This is a genomic window from Nocardia asteroides, from assembly GCF_021183625.1.
Taxonomy (GTDB): Bacteria; Actinomycetota; Actinomycetes; order Mycobacteriales; family Mycobacteriaceae; genus Nocardia; species Nocardia asteroides_A.
On the sequence record NZ_CP089214.1, the window covers coordinates 730,037 to 746,715 of the forward strand.

Consider the following 16,679-nt stretch of genomic DNA (forward strand, 5'->3'; position numbering starts at 1 on the left):
GACGATACTCGGGGCATGAAGCGACTGCTGCTGACCGGTCCCGGGGCGCTCACCTGGGACGAGACCCCGGAACCCGTTCTGACCGAACCGGATCAGGCGTTGGTCCGGCCGATAGCGGTGGCGACCTGCGATATCGATCCGGCGGTCCTGCGCGGCGCCCTCCCGCTGCCCGGCCCGTACCCGTTCGGGCACGAGGGGGTCGCCGAGGTGGTCGCGGTGGGCGACGAGGTGCGCTCGGTCGCCCCCGGCGATCGGGTGGTCGTGCCGTTCCAGATCTCCTGCGGCACGTGCGAACCGTGCACCCGGGGCCGCACCGGCAACTGCGCGAGCCACCCACCGCTCTCCACCTTCGGCCTCGGCACGCTCGGCGGGCTCGGCTGGGGCGGGCTCTGGGCCGACCTCGCGCTGATCCCGCACGCCGACGCCATGCTGGTGCCGCTGCCTGCGGGGATCGACCCCGCCGCCGTGGCCAGTGCCAGCGACAACATCCCGGACGCGTATCGCGCGGTCGGCCCGCAGCTGGCGGATCGACCGGGTGCGGAGGTGCTGGTGGTCGGCGGCGGCGCGGCGCCGTCGATCGGGTTGTACGCGGCCGGGCTCGCGGTCGCGCTCGGCTCGGAGCGGGTCGTCTACACCGACAGGTCGCCGGAGCGGCTCGCGATCGCGGCTGCGCTCGGCGCCGAGGCCGTGGAGGGGGATCCGGGAAAGGAGCTGGGCCGGTTCCCGATCACGGTGGAGGCACGCGGCGGCGGGCAGGCGCTGCGGGCGGCGATCGAGGCGACCGGGTACGACGGCTGGTGCACCAGCGTCAGCGTGCAGTTCGAGGACGTCGCGCTGCCGGTGTTCGGCATGTACAACCGCTGCTGCACCTTCCACACCGGCCGCGCGCACGCCCGCCCGGCCATCCCGCTGGTACTCGACCTGGTCGCCGCGGGCCGCTTCGATCCCGCGCTCGTCACCACCGCCACCGTGCCCTGGGACGGGTCCGCCGAGGCGCTTCTCGACACCCCGCTGAAACTCGTCGCCGTGCGCTGACCGGCTTTCCTCGGCAACACGCGGACCTTCGTCAGCTCGCGAGCCGCTCGAATCGCGCGGTCCGCACCCTGGGTGAGAGCCCCCGCACCTGGAGGAACAGCGCCGCCCGGGCCCGGACCTGCGCGATGCTGTCGATCACCAGGCTCTGTCCGCCACCGGCGACGAGCGCGGCGGTGGTCGCGCGCACCGCGAGCTGATCGAGTTGCGCCCGCCAGTACGGCTCCGGAAGCGGCGTCACCGCCGCCTTCTCGACCGCCGACGCCAGGGCCAGCAGCGACGGCTCGTCCGGATGCGCGACCAGCGCGTCCCGCAGCGCCGCCCGCGCCAATCCGACCGGCCCGGCGGCCGGATACTTCGCCGCCTCCGGCTTCCTGTGCCGCTCGTTCGGGTGCACGGTGCCGTCGGTGGCGTCCCAGGCGTCGATATCGACGACCTCGGTGATGAATTCGTCCGGCAGGAAGTAGCCGTGCAGCCGCAGCGAGACCGTCCGCGATCCCTGCACCGCCGCCAGCCGCAGCGGCTCGGGGGTGATCCCGGGCTGTGTCAGGTCGCCGACGCCGAACACGTAGGTGTGGTTCGCCTCGTCCACCGCCCCGAGCCAGGCGGTGTCCACCAGCCCCCAGCCGGAGAGCCAGCGCACGATCCCGTCGATCCGATACCCGCCCGCCACCTCGGTCGCCGTCGTACTCGACCTGCTCGGCCAGTGCCTGATCTGCGCGAACCCCGCGCCGCCGATCCGCTCCCCCTTCGCCAGCGCGGGCAGCAGCGCGAGCGCCGCCGGCGTCTTCGAGGTGAGGATCTGCCCGATCGGGCCCGCGTGCTGGCTCAGCCCGAGCGCCGTCGACGGGTCGGTCCCGAACAGCAGATCGTCCGCCGCATTCTGCACCGCCGCGGGCAGCCCGGCACCGCCGTGCTCGACCGGCACCGGCCACGAGAAGTACCCGACCTCCCGCAGCGCCTCCAGGTGCGAGCGCGGGATCGCGCTCCCGTCCACCTCGACCGCGCGCGGCGCGATCACCCTCGCGACCACCTCCGCGAAATCCTTGTACGCGGGATGCTCGGTCGGTGCTGTCAACTGCTCGACGCTCATCGTTGCTTTCCTCTCATTCCGGCTGCACGGGCCAGCGACACCGGAACGGCGCCGGGCAACCGCCGCTCGTCGGCCTCGCCCTCCCGCCGGATCGCGAGGATCACCCCCGGCCGTTCGGCCTCGAGTTCCGCACGCACCTGCTCGGCGCTGATCACGACATCACCGGTCCCGACAGCCATGCGATTCCCCTTCCGGGTGACAGCGCGGGCCACCGCCTCGCGTGAAAGCCACGGTAGGCTTTCGCGCTCCGCTGATCACGAGTTGTGTTCGGCGCGAATCGAACCCGGAGGAGTTGGATGCGGGAAGTTCGGATCGACTGTGTAGTAATCGCCGCCCGAGATCCCGCCCGCCTCGCCGAGTTCTGGAGTGCGCTCCTCGGCCGCGCTACCCCGGTCGACCGGGGTCGGGTGATCACCGGTTGGGCCGTGCTCGCCGATCCGGAGGGCACGAGGCAGCGCATCGTCAACCCTCTCCGTCCCGTTCAGGCTCAACACCGCTACCCGCCGCAATCGTCCGCCCAGGGATGGCCGGGGTGCACCCGAGACAGCCAATCGGACAGCCGCGTTCGCCGTGCTTCGTTCAGTGCGGGAAGAGCGCGGAGAAAGTCCGCCTCGTCTTTCGCTCGCCGGTATTTCGCCTTGAACAGGAGCACGACCTCGGGGATCACGTAGGGAATGCCGTCGACGGTCCGCAATATCAGCTCGTCGTAGGGCAGGGTGATCGAGCCGTCGCGGCGGCACACCCAGCGATCGCCGTCCTGCGGCTCGCGGAACACGTCGAGGTGATAGCGCCCGGTCGCCGGGTCGCGCAGCCAGGTCTGATGGTGGTTGTCCGCCGCATCGGGGAAGGTCCAGACCTGCCCGTCGCCGACGACGTCCCATATGTACCCGGGAAACGCACCGACGATCTCGCCGAATCGATCGCGGGGAACGCCGATTTCGAGATCGGAGTGCTCCCGCCCGAGGCCACCGAGGAAAAGGTCGAGCGCCCACCCGGCCGCGACGTACCAGCACGGCGACCTCGGCGGGCGTCCAGGCCCGCCAGAGCCGGTCGCATTCCTCCGCGGACAGCGGGCGTCCGGCCATGGGTGGCCTCCCTACGTCGAATCTGACGAGATGAACTCCGATACAACGTATTCCATCCGAGGCCGAGTGCCCCGTGTCGCGACCAGCGGTAACTCGCACCCACTGCGGAAGAACTGCGACTTGCACCGGGATTGCTGACCGGGGGCGCGCCCGCGCGCCCCCGGGACAGCGCCGGACAGATCACTTTCCACACATAAGGGCGATATGTCCAGTAAGGACGACACTCCGCCCGTTCCACTGGCACCCGGACGAGCGCAATGAGAGCATTCCGATAACCGTGCGCCCGCCGATAGCCAGGAGCAACCATGACCGTCGCCGAACCACCGCGTCCGCAACGCGGCAGCACCGCCGCCGAGCGCGGGCCGGACGTCAGCGCCGCCCAGCAGGCGGTGGTGGACGAGCGCAGCTGGGCCGGCAGGGCCGCGGCGGCGGCGAACCCGAAGTTCCTGCTCTCCCAGGCCGAGGGGTATCCGGTCGGGATCAAGCAGTTCCTGCAGTTCTGCCTGATCCTGGTCTACCCGGCGTGGCTGTTCGTGCTGGTGCTGTTCTGGCCGCTGTGGGCGGTCGGGAAGCTCTTCGAGGGCATCCTCTACGTGCTGTTCTGGCCGGTGCGGGCGATGCACAGGCGGAACAATCCGGAGGAGTACGCCGCGTTCCAGGCCGAGCTGGCGGCGCGCAAGGCGGCCGGTGGGCAGCGATGATGGGGCTGTTCAGCCGCAGGAAGGGCGCGAGCATCACCCTTGCCCCGGACGGCCCGTACCGTGCCACGGACACCATCACCGCGACGGTCACCGTGGACGCGGCGCTGGACAAGGTGTCGGCGGCCTCGGTGCAGCTCGGCTATCGCAACGGCTTCCGGTACCGGTGGGCCGGGCGAGCGGATGCCGCGCTCAACCACGACAACGACTCGCTGCTCCTGATGGGGCAGGTCGGCACCGACTACGGCTCGGAGAAGGACACCGAGGAGTGGGTGCCGGTCCTGGCCGAGCAGCTGCCGGTGGTCGAGGGCATCCTGGCCGCCGGGCAGCATCGGGTGCAACTCCGGCTGCCGTCGTGGTCGCCGGGCTCGTCGAAGGACGTGGTCCGCTGGGAGATCCGGCTCGCGGTCGAGCGCTCGGGCCGGGATCTGGAGACCGCGGTGCCGCTGACCGTGCTGATCGGCCCCCCTGACCCGCTGCCCGCATCGGCCGAGCTGCCGCTGATCCAGAAGACCAGGGCGCTGGCGAGCACCCTCGACTTCGAGATCGTCACCGAACGGGGTGCGTACCGGCGCGGTGACGAGGTGCGCGGGGTGGTCGCGGTGACCGCGCCGGAGACGCCGGACCGCACCGCGTCGATCGCGGGCTGGTTCCAGCGCATTCAGGAATCGCATCCGGTGGAGAAGACTCCGGGCAGTGCTACCGATTCCTACGTGCGGCCGATGACGACCTTCGCCAAGGAAGTCCGCTTCATCGGGGGGCAGCGCCAGGAATTCCCCTTCGCCATGACCCTGCCGAAGGATGTCGACCCGACCACCGAGGCGGTGCATTCCTCGATCGATTGGTTCGTGCAGATCAAAGTCGAGTTCTCCGGAGCCACCGGGGCGATCGAGCGGGCCGAGCGCGGGATCGTGGTCTACACGGGATAGCCGCTCACGGCGCCAGCACGAGCAGCCCGTGCTGCTCGGCGAAGGCGCGGCAGTCGGCGGCGTCCGCCAGCAATGCCGGGTGCCCGGGTGAGACGAGCGCGGCGAAGGCGGCGATCGGGCGGGCACCGGCATCGGCTGCCAGCTCGACGACGAGATCGGCGAGCGCGCCGGTGCCGTGGGCGCGGACCGGGGCGACGTGGCCGGGGCGGGTGAAATCGGCGGGGCCGGTCGCCGGGTCGGCCATGGCGCGGATGGTGCGGGCGCGGTCCGCGGCGGAGATGCCGGTGGTGATGCCGTCGACGGCGTCCAGGGTGACGGTGTGATCGCGGGCGGTGCCCGCCGCGCCGGGCAGGCTCCACATCGACGGCAGATGCAGCCGGGCGCAGTCGGCGTCGCCGAGCGCGACCTCCACGAAACCCGACGTGTGGCGGATCAGGAAGGCAAGGGCAGCGGTGGTGGCGTGCTCGGCGGCGAGCACCAGGTGCCCCTCGCCGGTGTGCGGGTCGAGCAGCACGACGGTGTGGCCGGAGGCGAGCTCGGCGCCGGGGCGAACGGCGGTGATCGCGGTCATGTCGGGGGTCCTGTTCAGGCGGGTCGATGGAAAAGCGCGGGACGTTTGGCGGCGAAGGCGGTGACGGCCTGCCGGAAGTCGGGGCCGCCCGCGAGGGCGAGCTGGCCTTCCCGTTCGCGGGCGAAAGCGGCCTCCAGGTGCGGGAGGGTGGCGGCGTGCACGGCGTGTTTGGTGCGCGCGAAGGCGTCGAGCGAGCTGTCACGCAGGGTGGCGACGACGGCGGCGAACTCGGCGTCGAAGGTGTCGACGGCGAAGGCGGCGGCGATGAGGCCGTGGCGTTCGGCCTCGTGCGCGCCGATCTTCGCGCCGAGCGCGAACAGGCGCATGGCGACGGTGCGGCCCGCCGCCGCGGCGACCAGGGCGGTGGCGCCGCCGTCGGGCATGAGGCCGACCGCGGTGAAGGGGGTGCGCAGGTAGCTGTCGGCGCGGGCGACGGCGATATCGGCGGCCAGTGCGAGGGAGACGCCGACGCCGATGGCCGGGCCGCGGAGTTCGGCGACCACCGGACGCGGGGCCGCGCGGATGGCGGTGACGAGGCCGGTGGCGGCGTCGAGGGTGCGGGCGGTGGCGTCGGTGTCGAAGGGGTCGTCGGCGCCGAGGTCGCCGCCGGAGCAGAAGGTCCGGCCTTCGCCGGCGAGGACGATGACGCGCACCGCCGGGTCCGCAGCGGCCGCTTCGACGGCTTCACGCAGCAGAATCAACGTCTTCGCGTCGACGGCGTTGCGGCGGTCGGGGCGGTCGAGTGCGATGCGGCGGACAGCGTTCTCTTTGGTCACCCGGATGGTCACGGCAGGGCTCCGTTCACGAAGTCGGTCATCTCGGCCAGGGCCCGGCGGGCCTGGGGCAGGCCGGCGAAGAGGGTCCAGGCGTGGCAGGCATCGGGGCGGATCGAGAGCGCGCCCCGGTTGCCCCCGGCGCGGGCGGTGGCGTGCATGCGGACGGCGTCGTCGCGCAGGGCCTCGCGGTCGCCGGCCAGGAACAGGATCGGGGGCAGGTCGTGGAAGGCGCCGAAGAGCGGGGAGACGCGGGGGTCGCGGGGGTCGTGGCCCCGGAGGTAGCTCGCGGCGAGGCCGCGCAGGGCTCGGGCGCTGATGACCGGGTCGGTGGCGGCGTTGGTGGTGAAGCTGTCGCCGGAGGCGGTGAAGTCGGCCAGGGGGGAGACGGCGATGACGGCGCTCGGCACGGCAGCGCCGCGGTCGCGGGCGGCGACGGTGGCGGCGAGGACCAGGCCGCCGCCCGCCGAGTCCCCGCCCGCGATCAGGTTGTCGCCGGAGCTCAGGGCGGTGAGGACGGCGGTGGCGTCGTCGAAGGCGGCCGGGAAGGGGTGCTCCGGGGCCAGCCGGTAGTCCGGGAGGAGTACCTGGGCGTCGAGCGCGGCGGAGAGGGTCGCGGCGGCGGCGCGGTAGCCGTGCGGACTGCCCATGACGTAGCCGCCGCCGTGGAACCAGACCAGGGTCCGGGTGCCGGTGCCGACCCGCAGGCACGGCACGGCGGCGACGGTGTCGCTCGTGACCGGGACATCCGGTGGCACGGGGGTTTCGGACATCATGGCGTCGAGGTTGCGCCGGAGCTGGTCCAGGGGAAGGCGTCCGTCGCCGAAGACCGAGGTCCAGGCGGTTTCGGCTTCCTCGAGGGTGGTCGGCGTCATCGGGGGTCTCCGGTCGGGGCGAAGGCGCCACGGAGGGCGCCGGTGATCTGGTCGGCGACGTCGTCGGCGGTGAAGGCGGCGACGGCGGCCGCGATGGTGGCGGTGTCCGCGTGGCTCGACGCGGGGGCGACAGCGGTGCCGGAAGTGCTGGGGCTACGGTCCGGGTCGTATGCCACCGCGAGCACGTCGGCGATCTCCGCGCGCCGCTCGCGCAGCGCCGCCACCGTCGGCGGCAGCTCGGCGCTCGGCAACCCCACCTCCCGGGCCAGCTGCTCGGTGCGAGCACACACCGCACCGAGCCGGGCACCGTCCCACCCCACTCGCCCGACGAGATTCCCGAGCACCTCCAGCACGGCGCCGAGCTCGAGCCGGGCCGGTCCGTCCGGCACCTCGGGCAGCACCCGGTTCGTCAGAGCCTCGACGACGCTGCCGAGCACCTGCGCGGGATCACTGCTGTATCCGGTCATCTCACTTCCCCCATTCGCCGTCGCGCAGCATCTGCCCGAGCCAGCCGAGGCTGTAGTACACGCTGTTCGCCATGGCGGCGTAGCGAAGGTCGTCGCGCTCCCCGCGGTTGTAGACGCGCACCGCCTGCAGGCAGCCGATGGCCGTCTTGGTCAGCGACTGCACCGCCCACCAGGTGAGCGTCTCCGCCGATGGCCGCCAGCCCGCCGCCGCCTCGTACTCGTCGAGGAACGGCTCGAGCGCGATGAGCTTGCACAGCAGCGGCGAGCGGCCGCGGCTGGTGCGCTGGGCGAACCAGGCGATATCGGCGGCCGGATCGGAGAAGTGCGCGGTCTCCCAGTCCAGTACGGCGGCGAGCCCGTCGTCGCGGACCACGAGGTTGCCGATGCGGAAGTCGTTGTGCACCAGCGCTACCCGGCCGGAGACCCGATCGGCTCGGTGCTCGAGCCAGGCCAGGGCAAGATCCAGAATCGGGGTCCGGATGTCGGCGACCTCGCGGTAGTGCCCCGCCCACTCCGCGCTCTCCCGCGCACCGGTGCGGTCGGCGGCGGGGACCGGGCCGAGGCGCTCGAGCCCGAGCGCTGCCGGGTCGGCGGCGTGCAGCAGCGCCATGGCGCGGGCGATCTGCCTGCCGAGCGGTTCCCTGCGCTCGGCGGGCACGAGCCGGGTCACGGTGCCGGGCAGCGGGATCGCGCCGGTCACCTTCGCCATGACGAAGAAGCCGCGGGCGAGCTCCGGGTCGTGGGTGATCACCGCGGGCACCGGCAGCCCGAGCGAGGCGGCGGCGCCGAGCAGCGCGACCTCGCGTTCGACGTCGTACTCGGCGACGATGCCGCTGAGCGGCCTGCGCTTGACGGCGTAATCGGCCTCGCCGCCGTCCCATTTCACACCGACCAGGTAGGTCTCCCACGAGTTGCCCTCGCCGCGCCGGTCCACCTCGGTGAGGCGGAGGGTGCCCGCGGCGCCGAGCGCGGTGTCGAGGGTGGTGGTCAGGTCGTCCAGGAAGGTGTCCATCAGAAGAGCTCCGCGTCGGGGCCGCCGCCGTCGACGGTGAGGCGCTGGCCGGTGAGGTAGCCGGCGTCGCCGGAGACCAGGAAGGCGACGGTGCCCGCGACGTCCTCGGGGGCGCAGACGCGGCCGAAGGGCGAGGTCGCGGCCAGGTCGGCGAGGTCGGTGCCGCGCGCGGCGGAGACCAGGCGCTTGCCCATCTCGGTGGCGACCAGGCCGGGGGCAACGATGTTGGCGTGGATGCCGCGCGGGCGTTCCTCGCGGGCGAGGGTGCGGACGCAGGTCTCCATGGCGGCTTTCGCCATCGTGTAGGGGGCGGCGCCGGCCGGGGTGGTCGTGGTGGAGTTGCTGGAGATCATGACGATGTCGCCACGGCCGATCGGGCCCGCCGCGGCTTTGCGCATGCCGGGCAGCAACGCCTGGATCAGCCCGATCGGGCCGAAGGCGTGCACGCGCATGAGCGCGGCGAAGTCGGCCTGCGCGGTGTTCTCGACGGTGGCGCCCTTGCTCGCCGAGCCGGCATTGCTGACCAGCAGGTCGACCGGGCCGAGATCGCCGGTGATCCCCGTGACCATCTCGGCGACCGCGTCGTCGTCGCCGATGGCGGCCCGGTAGCTCGCCGCGCGGCCACCGGATTGCCGGATCAACGCGACCACCTCGTCCGCGGCGGCGGAATCGCGGCGGTAGTTCACCGCGACCGCGGCGCCCTCGCGGGCCAGCCGCAGCGCGACCGCTCGCCCCACCCCGCGCGATCCGCCGGTGACCAGCGCGATCCGCCCGGCCAGCGGCGCTCCCGGCCGGGCGGGAATCGGCGCCGCGCCCGTGCCCGGGTCGGCGGACTCGAGCAGCGCATCTCCCTGACCGCGCGCCCTTTCCGGCCCGCTCATCCGCGCACCACCGCGCGCCCGACGAGATCCTTCATCACTTCGTTCGCCCCTCCGTAGATGCGCTGGATGCGGGCATCGCGCCAGATCCGCGCGATCGGGTACTCCTCCATGTAGCCGTAGCCGCCGAAGAGTTGCAGGCAGCGGTCGACCACGTCCCACTGCAGTTCGGTGGCGCGGTACTTCGCGCCCGCCGCGTCCTCGGCGCTCAACTCCCCCGCGTTCAGGGCGAGCACACAGCGGTCGACATAGTGCCGGACCAGCTCGATCTCGGTGTGCAGCTCGGCGATCGTCATGCGCACCGACTGCAACTCCGCGAGCGGGGCGCCGAAGGCGACCCGGGCGCGCACGTGCTCCAGCGCCAGCCCGAGGGCGTGCGCGGCGGAGGCGGCCGCGGAGACCGCGATGGAGAGCCGCTCGCGCGGCAGGTTCCCGATGGCCGAGCCCAGCCCGCGGCCGGGTTCGCCGACGATATTGCCGATCGGCACCCGGCAGCCGGTGAAGGTCAGCTCCGCGGTGTCCTGGGCGCGGCGGCCGATCTTGTGCAGCGGCCTGCCCCGCTCGAAGCCGGGCGTTCCCGCCTCGACGGCGACGAAGGATGTTCCGCGGCCGTTCCGTTCGCCGGTGCGCGCGAGTACCAGGGCGAGGTCGCAGCTCGCCCCGGAGGTGATGAAGGTCTTGGCGCCGTCGAGGACGAGGAAGTCGCCGTCGTGGCGGGCGGTGGTGCGGAGTGCGGCCAGGTCCGAACCGGCGCCGGGTTCGGTGAGCGCCAGCGCGGTGACGCAACCGCCCGCGGTGAAGCGCGGGAGCCAGCGGTCGCGCTGCGCGGGGGTGGTGAGGTCGCGCAGATACGGGACGATGATGTCGTTCTGCATGGAGAAGGTGTCGCCTGCCGTGCCGGAGGCGACGACCTCCTCCGCCATGACCGCGTTGTAGCGGAAGTCGGCGATGCCGAGCCCGCCGTACTCGGCGTCGAATTCGAAGCCGAGGAAGCCGTTCTCGGCGGCCGCGCGGATGAACGCGCGGTCCACCGTGCCCGCTTCCTCCCAGGCATCGGCGTGCGGCACCGCTTCCTTGTCCAAGAAGGCACGGAAGGCACCGCGGAATGCCTCGTGCTCGGCGGTGTAGAGCTCCCTACGCATCGATCGACTCCGGCGGCTCGAAGCGGGAACCGTAGCGCTGCGCCAGTTCTCGCGCCCGCGCGGCGAAGGCCGCCGGTCCACCGGGGTAGCCGGTGACGAACTGGGCGGTGCCGCCGGTCCAGGTCGGATAGCCGATGCCGAGCAGCGAGCCGACATTGGCGTCGGCGGCCGAGCGCAGCACCCCGCTCTCCCGGCACCGCGCGGTCTCCAGCGCCTCGGCGAAGAGGAGCCGGTCGCGTAGTTCACCCAGCTCCGCAGGCTCGGCGGCGACCGGGAAGAGCTCCGCGAGCCCCGGCCACAACCGCTGCCTGCGCCCGTCGGCGTACTCGTAGAACCCGGCGCCGGCGACCCGGCCGCGGCGGTCGAGCGCGGTGAGCGTGGTGAGCACCGCGTCACCGGGATGCTCGGGCAGGAACCCCGTCTCGCGGAACTGGCCGCGAATGGTGAGCGGCAGCGAGAGCGTCACCTCGTCCAGCAGCGCCAGCGTGCCGAGCGGGTACCCGGCCTGCAGCGACGCCTGCTCGATGGAGTGCGGCGAGACGCCCTCGCCGATCATCGCGGCGGCCTCGGTCAGCCGCTGCAGGATGACCCGGCTGGTGAAGAAGCCGCGGCCGTCGCCGACCACGATCGGCGTCTTGCCCAGCTGCCCGGCGATGTCGAAGGCGGCGGCGAGGGTGGCGTCGGAGGTCTTGTCGCCGACCACGATCTCGATCAGCTCCATCCGCTCGACCGGGGAGAAGAAGTGCAGGCCGATGAAGTCCTCCGGGCGCGGCACGCCGTCGGCGAGGCCGGTGATCGGCAGGGTGGAGGTGTTGGAGGCGAGCAGGGCGTCCGGGGCGATCACGTCGAGCACCTCGCCGAAGACGCGGTGCTTGAGCCCGGGGTCCTCGAAGACGGCTTCGATCACCAGGTCGGCGCCTGCCAGGTCGGCCACGTCGGCGGTCGGGGTGATGAGCGCGAGCACGGCATCCGCGCTCTCCCGCGTGCGCTTGCCTGCCGCGACCTCTTTGCCGAGCACCTTGCGCGCATGATCCCTGCCGCGCTCGGCGGCCGCCGCGTCGATGTCCTTCAGCGCGACCTGGATTCCGGCGACGGCGCAGGCCAGCGCGATGCCCGCGCCCATCATGCCCGCGCCGAGCACCGCGGCGAACCGGGCTTCGTGCGGGTCGAAGCCCGGGGGACGGCTCGCGCCGGAGCGCACGGTGCGCCGGTCCAGGAAGGTGCCCTGGATGATGTTGGTGGCGATCCGGCCGGTCGCCAGCTCCACGAAGTAGCGGGTCTCGACGGCGGAGGCGGTGTCGAAGTCGACCTGGGTGCTCTCCACCGCCGCGCTGAGGATGTTCCGCGCGGCGGGCGCGGGAGCGTCGCGGTCGGCCGCGCGCAGCCGGGCAGTGTAGCCGGGAAGGTCCGCTTCGCCGGAGACCGCGACCGCGGCGGCGGCCGCCGGGGTGCGATCCCACGGCTGGGTGGCGTCCGGGTTGGCGCGGATCCAGGCCAACGCTGCGGGGAGCAGCGCGTCCGCGTCGGGCACGAGTTCGTCGAGGAGGCCGAGCTCGACGGCGTCCCGAACCGGGAAGGTCCGGCCGGACAACAGGACTCGATGCAGTGCGGTGTCCAGCCCGAGCAGCCGGACGGTCCGCACGACTCCCCCACCCCCGGGCAGCAGCCCCAGCGTGACCTCCGGCAGCCCGACCCGCAGCGCGGGATCATCCACCGCGATCCGGCGGTGCGCGGCCAGCGCGATCTCCAGCCCGCCGCCGAGCGCACTGCCCGCCAGCGCGGCGACCACCGGCACGCCCAGCCTCTCCAGCCTGCGCAGCAGCGCCTTCACCCGGTCGGCGAACGAGGTGAGCCGCTCGGCATCCGCCGGGCCAGCGGCGTGCAGGTCGTGCAGGTCGCCACCGGCGAAGAAGGTGCGCTTGGCGGAGGTGAGCACGACGCCGGTGAGGCCGTCGGGAAGCCGATTCAGCTCGGCCTCGAGCGCGTCCGCCCACGCGGCGGTCACGGTGTTCGCGCTCCGGCGCGGATCGTCGAAGGTGACGACGGCGACGCCGTTCTCCTCGTGGTGGACGGTCAGTGGTGCGTTCACGGTGGAATCCCCTTCGGTCATGGCGTCACACCCGCTCGACGATGGTGGCGATGCCCATGCCGCCGCCGACGCAGAGCGTCACCAGCCCGCGGCGCAGGTCACGGCGCTCGAGCTCGTCGACCACGGTGCCGACGAGCATGGCGCCGGTGGCGCCGAGCGGGTGCCCGAGCGCGATGGCGCCGCCGTTGACGTTGACCTTCTCGTGCGGCAGGTCCAGGTCGCGCAGGAAACGGAGCGCGACCGCGGAGAATGCCTCGTTGATCTCGAACAGGTCGATGTCGTCCACGGTGAGCCCGGCGGTGGCCAGCGCCTTGCGGGTGGCGGGGGCGGGGCCGGTGAGCATGATGGTCGGGTCCGAGCCGCTCACCGCGCCCGCCACGATCCGGGCGCGCGGGCGCAGCCCGAGATCCGTTCCGACAGCGGCATTTCCGAGCACCACCAGCGCGGCGCCGTCCACGATGCCGGAGGAGTTGCCGCCGGTGTGCACGTGCTCGATCCGCTCGACCCAGTGGTACTTCTGCAGCGCGACGGCGTCGAAGTCCGCCATCCCGGCGAAGGCCGGTTTCAGCGCGGCCAGCGTCTCCACGCTGGTGCCGCGGCGCGGGTGCTCGTCGCGGGCGAGGAGTTCGACGCCGTTGCGATCCCGCACCGGGACGACCGAGCCGGTGAACCAGCCGTTGTCCCAGGCGGCCGCGGCCCGGCGCTGCGATTCCGCGGCGAAGGCGTCGACGTCGGTGCGGGTGAAGTTCTCCAGGGTGGCGATGAGGTCGGCGCCGATGCCCTGCGGGACGAAGCGGGTGGTGAGCGCGGTCTCCGGGTCGTTGGCCCAGGCCCCGCCGTCGGCGGCCATCGGCACCCGGCTCATGCTCTCCACCCCGCCCGCAAGCACCAGCGACTCCCAGCCGGAGGCGATCTTCTGCGCGGCGGTGTTCACCGCCTCCAGCCCGGAGGCGCAGAACCGGTTGAGCTGCATTCCGGCGACGGTGTCCGGGAGCCCGGCCGCGACCGCGGCGATCCGCGCGATATCGGCGCCCTGGTCGCGCAGCGGGCTCACGCAGCCGAGCACCAGGTCGTCGATGCGGGCCGGGTCGAGGCCCGGGTTGCGGTCGCGCAGCGCGGTGAGCAGCCCGGTCACCAGGGTGATCGGCTTGACCCCGTGCAGCGCACCGCCCCGGCCGCGGCCGCGCGGGGTGCGGAAGGCGTCGTAGACGAAGACGTCGTGCGGCACGGCGCTCAGCCCCGGATCGGGCGCAGGAACTCGGCGATGCCCCAGCCGCCGAGCCCGCCCGCGAAGTCGACGGTCATCTGGCCCATCCGCAGCGCGCGGTCGCCGGTGCGCTGGGTGACCGGGACGAAGTGCCGGATACTGCCGTCGAGGACGAGCAGCGGCAGCCCCTCGGCCCGCACCAGCGCGACGTGGCGGCCCGCGTAGGTGGGCTCGCCCGCGTAGTCGGTGTGCACGGTGTAGTCGAGGATCTTGTGGAAGCTGCCGTCCGGGGTGATCACGGCCCCACCGGAGGCCCGCACCCCGGAGGGCTCGAACTCGCCGTAGGCGGTGATGGCGGTGCCGTCGGCCAGCCAGGCGGCGAGCCACTCACCGGTGTAGGAGGCCCATTCGCGCGGGCCCCAGGAGTGGTCACGGAAGGCGGTGGCCTGCTCCAGGGTCCAGGTGCGGCCACCGACCCGGATCGTGCCGCTGACGTGACCGAACTGCTCGTAATGGTCGCTGGCGATGGTGGACGAGCCCGGCGTGCAGTCGCCGTCGTCGTCGGTGGTGACGAAGAGCGGGGTGCCCGCGGTGAAGGTCAGCGCGATCTCGCACTCCTCCGACGGCGCGTTCTTCAGCGCCTGCCTGCCGCGGTCGGCGAGCAGCGCCGGGATCGGGAGGCGGGCCACGGTGTTCCGGTAGCTCAGCTGCACCGTGCGGGTCGGCTCCTTGACCACGATCTCCAGCCCCGCGCTCGCGAAGCCCTCGTTGGTCTCGCTCGGCTCGCGCCCCGCCCGGAAGGCGATGGCGGCGCCGGGCAGGGTGAGCTGCACCGACGCCTCGGAGTAGCCGAGCGTGGGCCGGTTGCCGATCCGGAGCAGCCCGCCGAGCTGGGAGACCGGGTCGAGGAAGTTGACGTAGACGCTCTCGTTGTAGTTCTCGATGCCGGTGAAGTCGTGGGTCTGCTCGGCGTCGGCGCCGTACTGGCAGTTCGTGAAGCTCATGGGCCCTTCTCTGTCTCGGGTGCGGTCTAGAACCGCTGGGCGGGGCTCGGGTCGAGCGGCGGGAAGACGGCGCGGCGGCGCTCCAGGAAGGAGTTGATGCCCTCGCGGGCGTCGGGCGACCCGACCCGGGACGCGTAGGTGCGCGATTCCTCGGCGGCGGCGAGCCCGGGCAGCGGCGTGGACCAGCTCGCGGCGAGCAGCCGCTTGGCCAGCGCCACCGAGGTGGGCGAGGTGTCGCGGGCGAACTGCGCCGCGTACTCGTGCGCGACGGTGAGCACGTCGGCGGCGGGCACGATCCGGGTCAGGTAGCCGGCCGCGTACCCCTCGGCGGCGTCGAAGACCCGCCCGGAGAGGATCCAGTCGGTGGCCCGGCCGATGCCGACCAGCCGGGGCAGGAACCAGGACGACCCGCCCTCCGGCACCACCCCGCGCCGGGTGAAGACGAACCCGAAGCGGGCGGCATCGCTGGCGATCCGGACGTCGGCGGCGGCGATCAGCGAGGCGCCGCCACCTACGGCGTCGCCGTTCACGGCGGCGATCACCGGCTTCTGCATGCTGAACATGCGCTCGGTGATCCGGCCGGCGGGCTCGCGGTAGCCGGTCGGGGTGTGGCCCTCGACGTCGGCGTTCAGCGCCCGGACCAGGGTGTCCGGCCCGTCGAGCTCGGCGCCGACGGAGAAGGCCGGGCCCGCGCCGGTGAGGATCACCGCGCGCACCGCCGGGTCGCGGTCGGCGCGGTCGAGTGCGTGCCGGACGTCGACGAGCATCTGGACCCGCATGGCATTGCGCCGGGCCGGGGCGTCCAGGGTCAGCACCGCGACCCCGTCCGCGACCTCCAGCCGGACCTCCTCGTACTCGCGGTCGGCCGCGACCGTCACAGCCCGCCCCCGCAGACCAGGATCTCGCCGGTGATGTAGCTCGACTCCGGGCTGCACAGCAGGTACACCGCGCCCGCGGCCTCCTTGGCGGAGCCGGCCCGGCCGAGCGCGATCTGCTTGGTCGCGGCCTCCATGACCGCCGGGTTCACCCCGACCCGGATATCCCGGTCGGCGACCTTGATGGTCTTCTCCTCGGTGGTCACCGAGGTGAGCCGGGTGTTGATCACGCCGTAGGCCACGGCGTTCACGGTGACGTTGTAGCGGCCCCACTCCTTGGCGATCGCCTTGGTCAGCCCGACCAGCCCGGCCTTGGCCGAGGAGTAGTTCGCCTGCCCGGCGTTGCCCTGCAACCCCGAGGTCGAGGAGATGTTCACGACCTTGCGGCAGGGCACCGCGAGCCCATCGGCGCGCTCGCGCTTGACCGTCGCGCTGATCACCGGCTGCGCCGCGCGCAGGATCCGGAAGGGCGCGGTCAGGTGCACGTCGATGATGTCGTCCCACTGCTGGTCGGTCATCTTCTGGACGACGTTGTCCCAGGTGTAGCCGGCGTTGTTGACGATGATGTCGAGCCCGCCGAACTGGTCCACCGCGGTGGCGACGAAGCGGTCGGCGAACTCCGGGTCGGTGACGCTGCCGACGCAGGCCACCGCCTGCCCGCCCGCCGCCTCGATCGCGGCCACCGCCTCCTTGGCCGGCTCCGGATCCAGGTCGTTGACAGCCACCTTGGCGCCCTCGGACGCGAGCTTCTCGGCGACCGCGCGGCCGATGCCGCGGCCCGACCCCGAAACCAGCGCGACCCTGCCCTGCAGCCTCTGTGCGTTCACCTGACGTCTCCTTCCTGACCGGTTCGTGACCCCAGTCACGAATGTGAATACTAACTACAGCGCTTGAGGTCGTCAATGTGCATGTCATTGCAGTTGGTTCGACGTAATGTTAATTTCGAATT

Annotated in this window: 18 protein-coding genes; 3 read left to right on the top strand and 15 right to left on the bottom strand. The window is 72.6% G+C overall.

Annotated features, from left to right (window positions below; genetic code table 11):
- The first annotated feature begins 15 nt into the window (after window positions 1-15).
- Window positions 16-1,035 (top strand): zinc-dependent alcohol dehydrogenase, encoded by a 1,020-nt coding sequence (locus LTT61_RS03625; RefSeq protein ID WP_233018497.1) that lies wholly within the window; start codon window positions 16-18, stop codon window positions 1,033-1,035.
- 31 nt (window positions 1,036-1,066) lie between these two features.
- Here the strand turns inward: LTT61_RS03625 and LTT61_RS03630 are convergent, their stop codons facing one another.
- The 3 genes from LTT61_RS03630 to LTT61_RS03640 form a co-directional block, all read right to left on the bottom strand.
- Window positions 1,067-2,125, bottom strand: coding sequence for an acyl-CoA dehydrogenase family protein (locus LTT61_RS03630; protein WP_233018498.1), 1,059 nt, complete (start codon window positions 2,123-2,125; stop codon window positions 1,067-1,069).
- A complete protein-coding gene (locus LTT61_RS03635; RefSeq protein ID WP_233018499.1) occupies window positions 2,122-2,304 on the bottom strand; it encodes a hypothetical protein in 183 nt (60 codons plus the stop codon). Before LTT61_RS03635 ends, LTT61_RS03630 begins: the two co-directional genes overlap by 4 nt.
- A gap of 317 nt (window positions 2,305-2,621) precedes the next feature.
- The gene (locus tag LTT61_RS03640) at window positions 2,622-2,900 is read right to left on the bottom strand and encodes a hypothetical protein (protein ID WP_233018500.1); all 279 of its coding nucleotides are present in this window, start codon (window positions 2,898-2,900) and stop codon (window positions 2,622-2,624) included.
- A gap of 615 nt (window positions 2,901-3,515) precedes the next feature.
- Here LTT61_RS03640 and LTT61_RS03645 point away from each other — a divergent pair.
- Entirely contained in the window at window positions 3,516-3,911 is a 396-nt protein-coding gene (locus LTT61_RS03645; protein ID WP_233018501.1) for a hypothetical protein, read from the top strand.
- A complete protein-coding gene (locus tag LTT61_RS03650; RefSeq protein ID WP_233018502.1) occupies window positions 3,908-4,837 on the top strand; it encodes a hypothetical protein in 930 nt (309 codons plus the stop codon). Before LTT61_RS03645 ends, LTT61_RS03650 begins: the two co-directional genes overlap by 4 nt.
- Window positions 4,838-4,841: 4 nt before the next feature.
- Here the strand turns inward: LTT61_RS03650 and LTT61_RS03655 are convergent, their stop codons facing one another.
- Genes LTT61_RS03655 through LTT61_RS03710 form a run of 12 tightly spaced genes read right to left on the bottom strand, consistent with a single transcriptional unit; the run spans window position 4,842 to window position 16,557 of the window.
- On the bottom strand, window positions 4,842-5,408 hold the full coding sequence (locus LTT61_RS03655; protein WP_233018503.1) for a 3,4-dihydroxy-2-butanone-4-phosphate synthase: 567 nt from the start codon (window positions 5,406-5,408) through the stop codon (window positions 4,842-4,844).
- 14 nt (window positions 5,409-5,422) lie between these two features.
- Window positions 5,423-6,196 (bottom strand): enoyl-CoA hydratase-related protein, encoded by a 774-nt coding sequence (locus LTT61_RS03660; protein WP_233018504.1) that lies wholly within the window; start codon window positions 6,194-6,196, stop codon window positions 5,423-5,425.
- On the bottom strand, window positions 6,193-7,056 hold the full coding sequence (locus tag LTT61_RS03665) for an alpha/beta hydrolase (RefSeq protein WP_233018505.1): 864 nt from the start codon (window positions 7,054-7,056) through the stop codon (window positions 6,193-6,195). Before LTT61_RS03665 ends, LTT61_RS03660 begins: the two co-directional genes overlap by 4 nt.
- Window positions 7,053-7,523 carry a hypothetical protein gene (locus LTT61_RS03670; RefSeq protein ID WP_233018506.1) on the bottom strand — a complete coding sequence of 157 codons (471 nt, stop codon included), beginning with the start codon at window positions 7,521-7,523 and terminating at the stop codon, window positions 7,053-7,055. Before LTT61_RS03670 ends, LTT61_RS03665 begins: the two co-directional genes overlap by 4 nt.
- A 1-nt stretch (window position 7,524) precedes the next feature.
- Complete coding sequence (locus LTT61_RS03675; protein WP_233018507.1) at window positions 7,525-8,535, bottom strand: phosphotransferase family protein; 1,011 nt, start codon at window positions 8,533-8,535, stop codon at window positions 7,525-7,527.
- Window positions 8,535-9,416: an SDR family NAD(P)-dependent oxidoreductase gene (locus LTT61_RS03680; protein ID WP_233018508.1), complete on the bottom strand. Its 882-nt coding sequence runs from the start codon at window positions 9,414-9,416 to the stop codon at window positions 8,535-8,537. The genes LTT61_RS03675 and LTT61_RS03680 overlap by 1 nt, the downstream gene beginning before the upstream one ends.
- Entirely contained in the window at window positions 9,413-10,555 is a 1,143-nt protein-coding gene (locus LTT61_RS03685; RefSeq protein ID WP_233018509.1) for an acyl-CoA dehydrogenase family protein, read from the bottom strand. The genes LTT61_RS03680 and LTT61_RS03685 overlap by 4 nt, the downstream gene beginning before the upstream one ends.
- On the bottom strand, window positions 10,548-12,665 hold the full coding sequence (locus LTT61_RS03690; RefSeq protein WP_233018510.1) for a 3-hydroxyacyl-CoA dehydrogenase NAD-binding domain-containing protein: 2,118 nt from the start codon (window positions 12,663-12,665) through the stop codon (window positions 10,548-10,550). The genes LTT61_RS03685 and LTT61_RS03690 overlap by 8 nt, the downstream gene beginning before the upstream one ends.
- Window positions 12,666-12,669: 4 nt before the next feature.
- Window positions 12,670-13,872, bottom strand: coding sequence for an acetyl-CoA C-acetyltransferase (locus LTT61_RS03695; protein ID WP_233018511.1), 1,203 nt, complete (start codon window positions 13,870-13,872; stop codon window positions 12,670-12,672).
- 5 nt (window positions 13,873-13,877) lie between these two features.
- Window positions 13,878-14,855, bottom strand: coding sequence for a DUF7065 domain-containing protein (locus LTT61_RS03700; RefSeq protein WP_233018512.1), 978 nt, complete (start codon window positions 14,853-14,855; stop codon window positions 13,878-13,880).
- Between the two features lie 26 nt (window positions 14,856-14,881).
- Window positions 14,882-15,733: an enoyl-CoA hydratase-related protein gene (locus tag LTT61_RS03705; RefSeq protein ID WP_233018513.1), complete on the bottom strand. Its 852-nt coding sequence runs from the start codon at window positions 15,731-15,733 to the stop codon at window positions 14,882-14,884.
- A complete protein-coding gene (locus LTT61_RS03710; protein WP_233018514.1) occupies window positions 15,730-16,557 on the bottom strand; it encodes an SDR family NAD(P)-dependent oxidoreductase in 828 nt (275 codons plus the stop codon). The genes LTT61_RS03705 and LTT61_RS03710 overlap by 4 nt, the downstream gene beginning before the upstream one ends.
- Window positions 16,558-16,679 lie beyond the last annotated feature (122 nt).

What these genes read in the sequence shown, in the direction of transcription:
- LTT61_RS03690 (WP_233018510.1), bottom strand. Translation starts at nt 12,665, where the DNA reads ATGACCGAAGGGGATTCCACCGTGAACGCACCACTGACCGTCCACCAC.
- LTT61_RS03685 (WP_233018509.1), bottom strand. Translation starts at nt 10,555, where the DNA reads ATGCGTAGGGAGCTCTACACCGCCGAGCACGAGGCATTCCGCGGTGCC.
- LTT61_RS03625 (WP_233018497.1), top strand. Translation starts at nt 16, where the DNA reads ATGAAGCGACTGCTGCTGACCGGTCCCGGGGCGCTCACCTGGGACGAG.
- LTT61_RS03680 (WP_233018508.1), bottom strand. Translation starts at nt 9,416, where the DNA reads ATGAGCGGGCCGGAAAGGGCGCGCGGTCAGGGAGATGCGCTGCTCGAG.
- LTT61_RS03670 (WP_233018506.1), bottom strand. Translation starts at nt 7,523, where the DNA reads ATGACCGGATACAGCAGTGATCCCGCGCAGGTGCTCGGCAGCGTCGTC.
- LTT61_RS03645 (WP_233018501.1), top strand. Translation starts at nt 3,516, where the DNA reads ATGACCGTCGCCGAACCACCGCGTCCGCAACGCGGCAGCACCGCCGCC.
- LTT61_RS03630 (WP_233018498.1), bottom strand. Translation starts at nt 2,125, where the DNA reads ATGAGCGTCGAGCAGTTGACAGCACCGACCGAGCATCCCGCGTACAAG.
- LTT61_RS03650 (WP_233018502.1), top strand. Translation starts at nt 3,908, where the DNA reads ATGATGGGGCTGTTCAGCCGCAGGAAGGGCGCGAGCATCACCCTTGCC.
- LTT61_RS03635 (WP_233018499.1), bottom strand. Translation starts at nt 2,304, where the DNA reads ATGGCTGTCGGGACCGGTGATGTCGTGATCAGCGCCGAGCAGGTGCGT.
- LTT61_RS03665 (WP_233018505.1), bottom strand. Translation starts at nt 7,056, where the DNA reads ATGACGCCGACCACCCTCGAGGAAGCCGAAACCGCCTGGACCTCGGTC.
- LTT61_RS03675 (WP_233018507.1), bottom strand. Translation starts at nt 8,535, where the DNA reads ATGGACACCTTCCTGGACGACCTGACCACCACCCTCGACACCGCGCTC.
- LTT61_RS03700 (WP_233018512.1), bottom strand. Translation starts at nt 14,855, where the DNA reads ATGAGCTTCACGAACTGCCAGTACGGCGCCGACGCCGAGCAGACCCAC.
- LTT61_RS03655 (WP_233018503.1), bottom strand. Translation starts at nt 5,408, where the DNA reads ATGACCGCGATCACCGCCGTTCGCCCCGGCGCCGAGCTCGCCTCCGGC.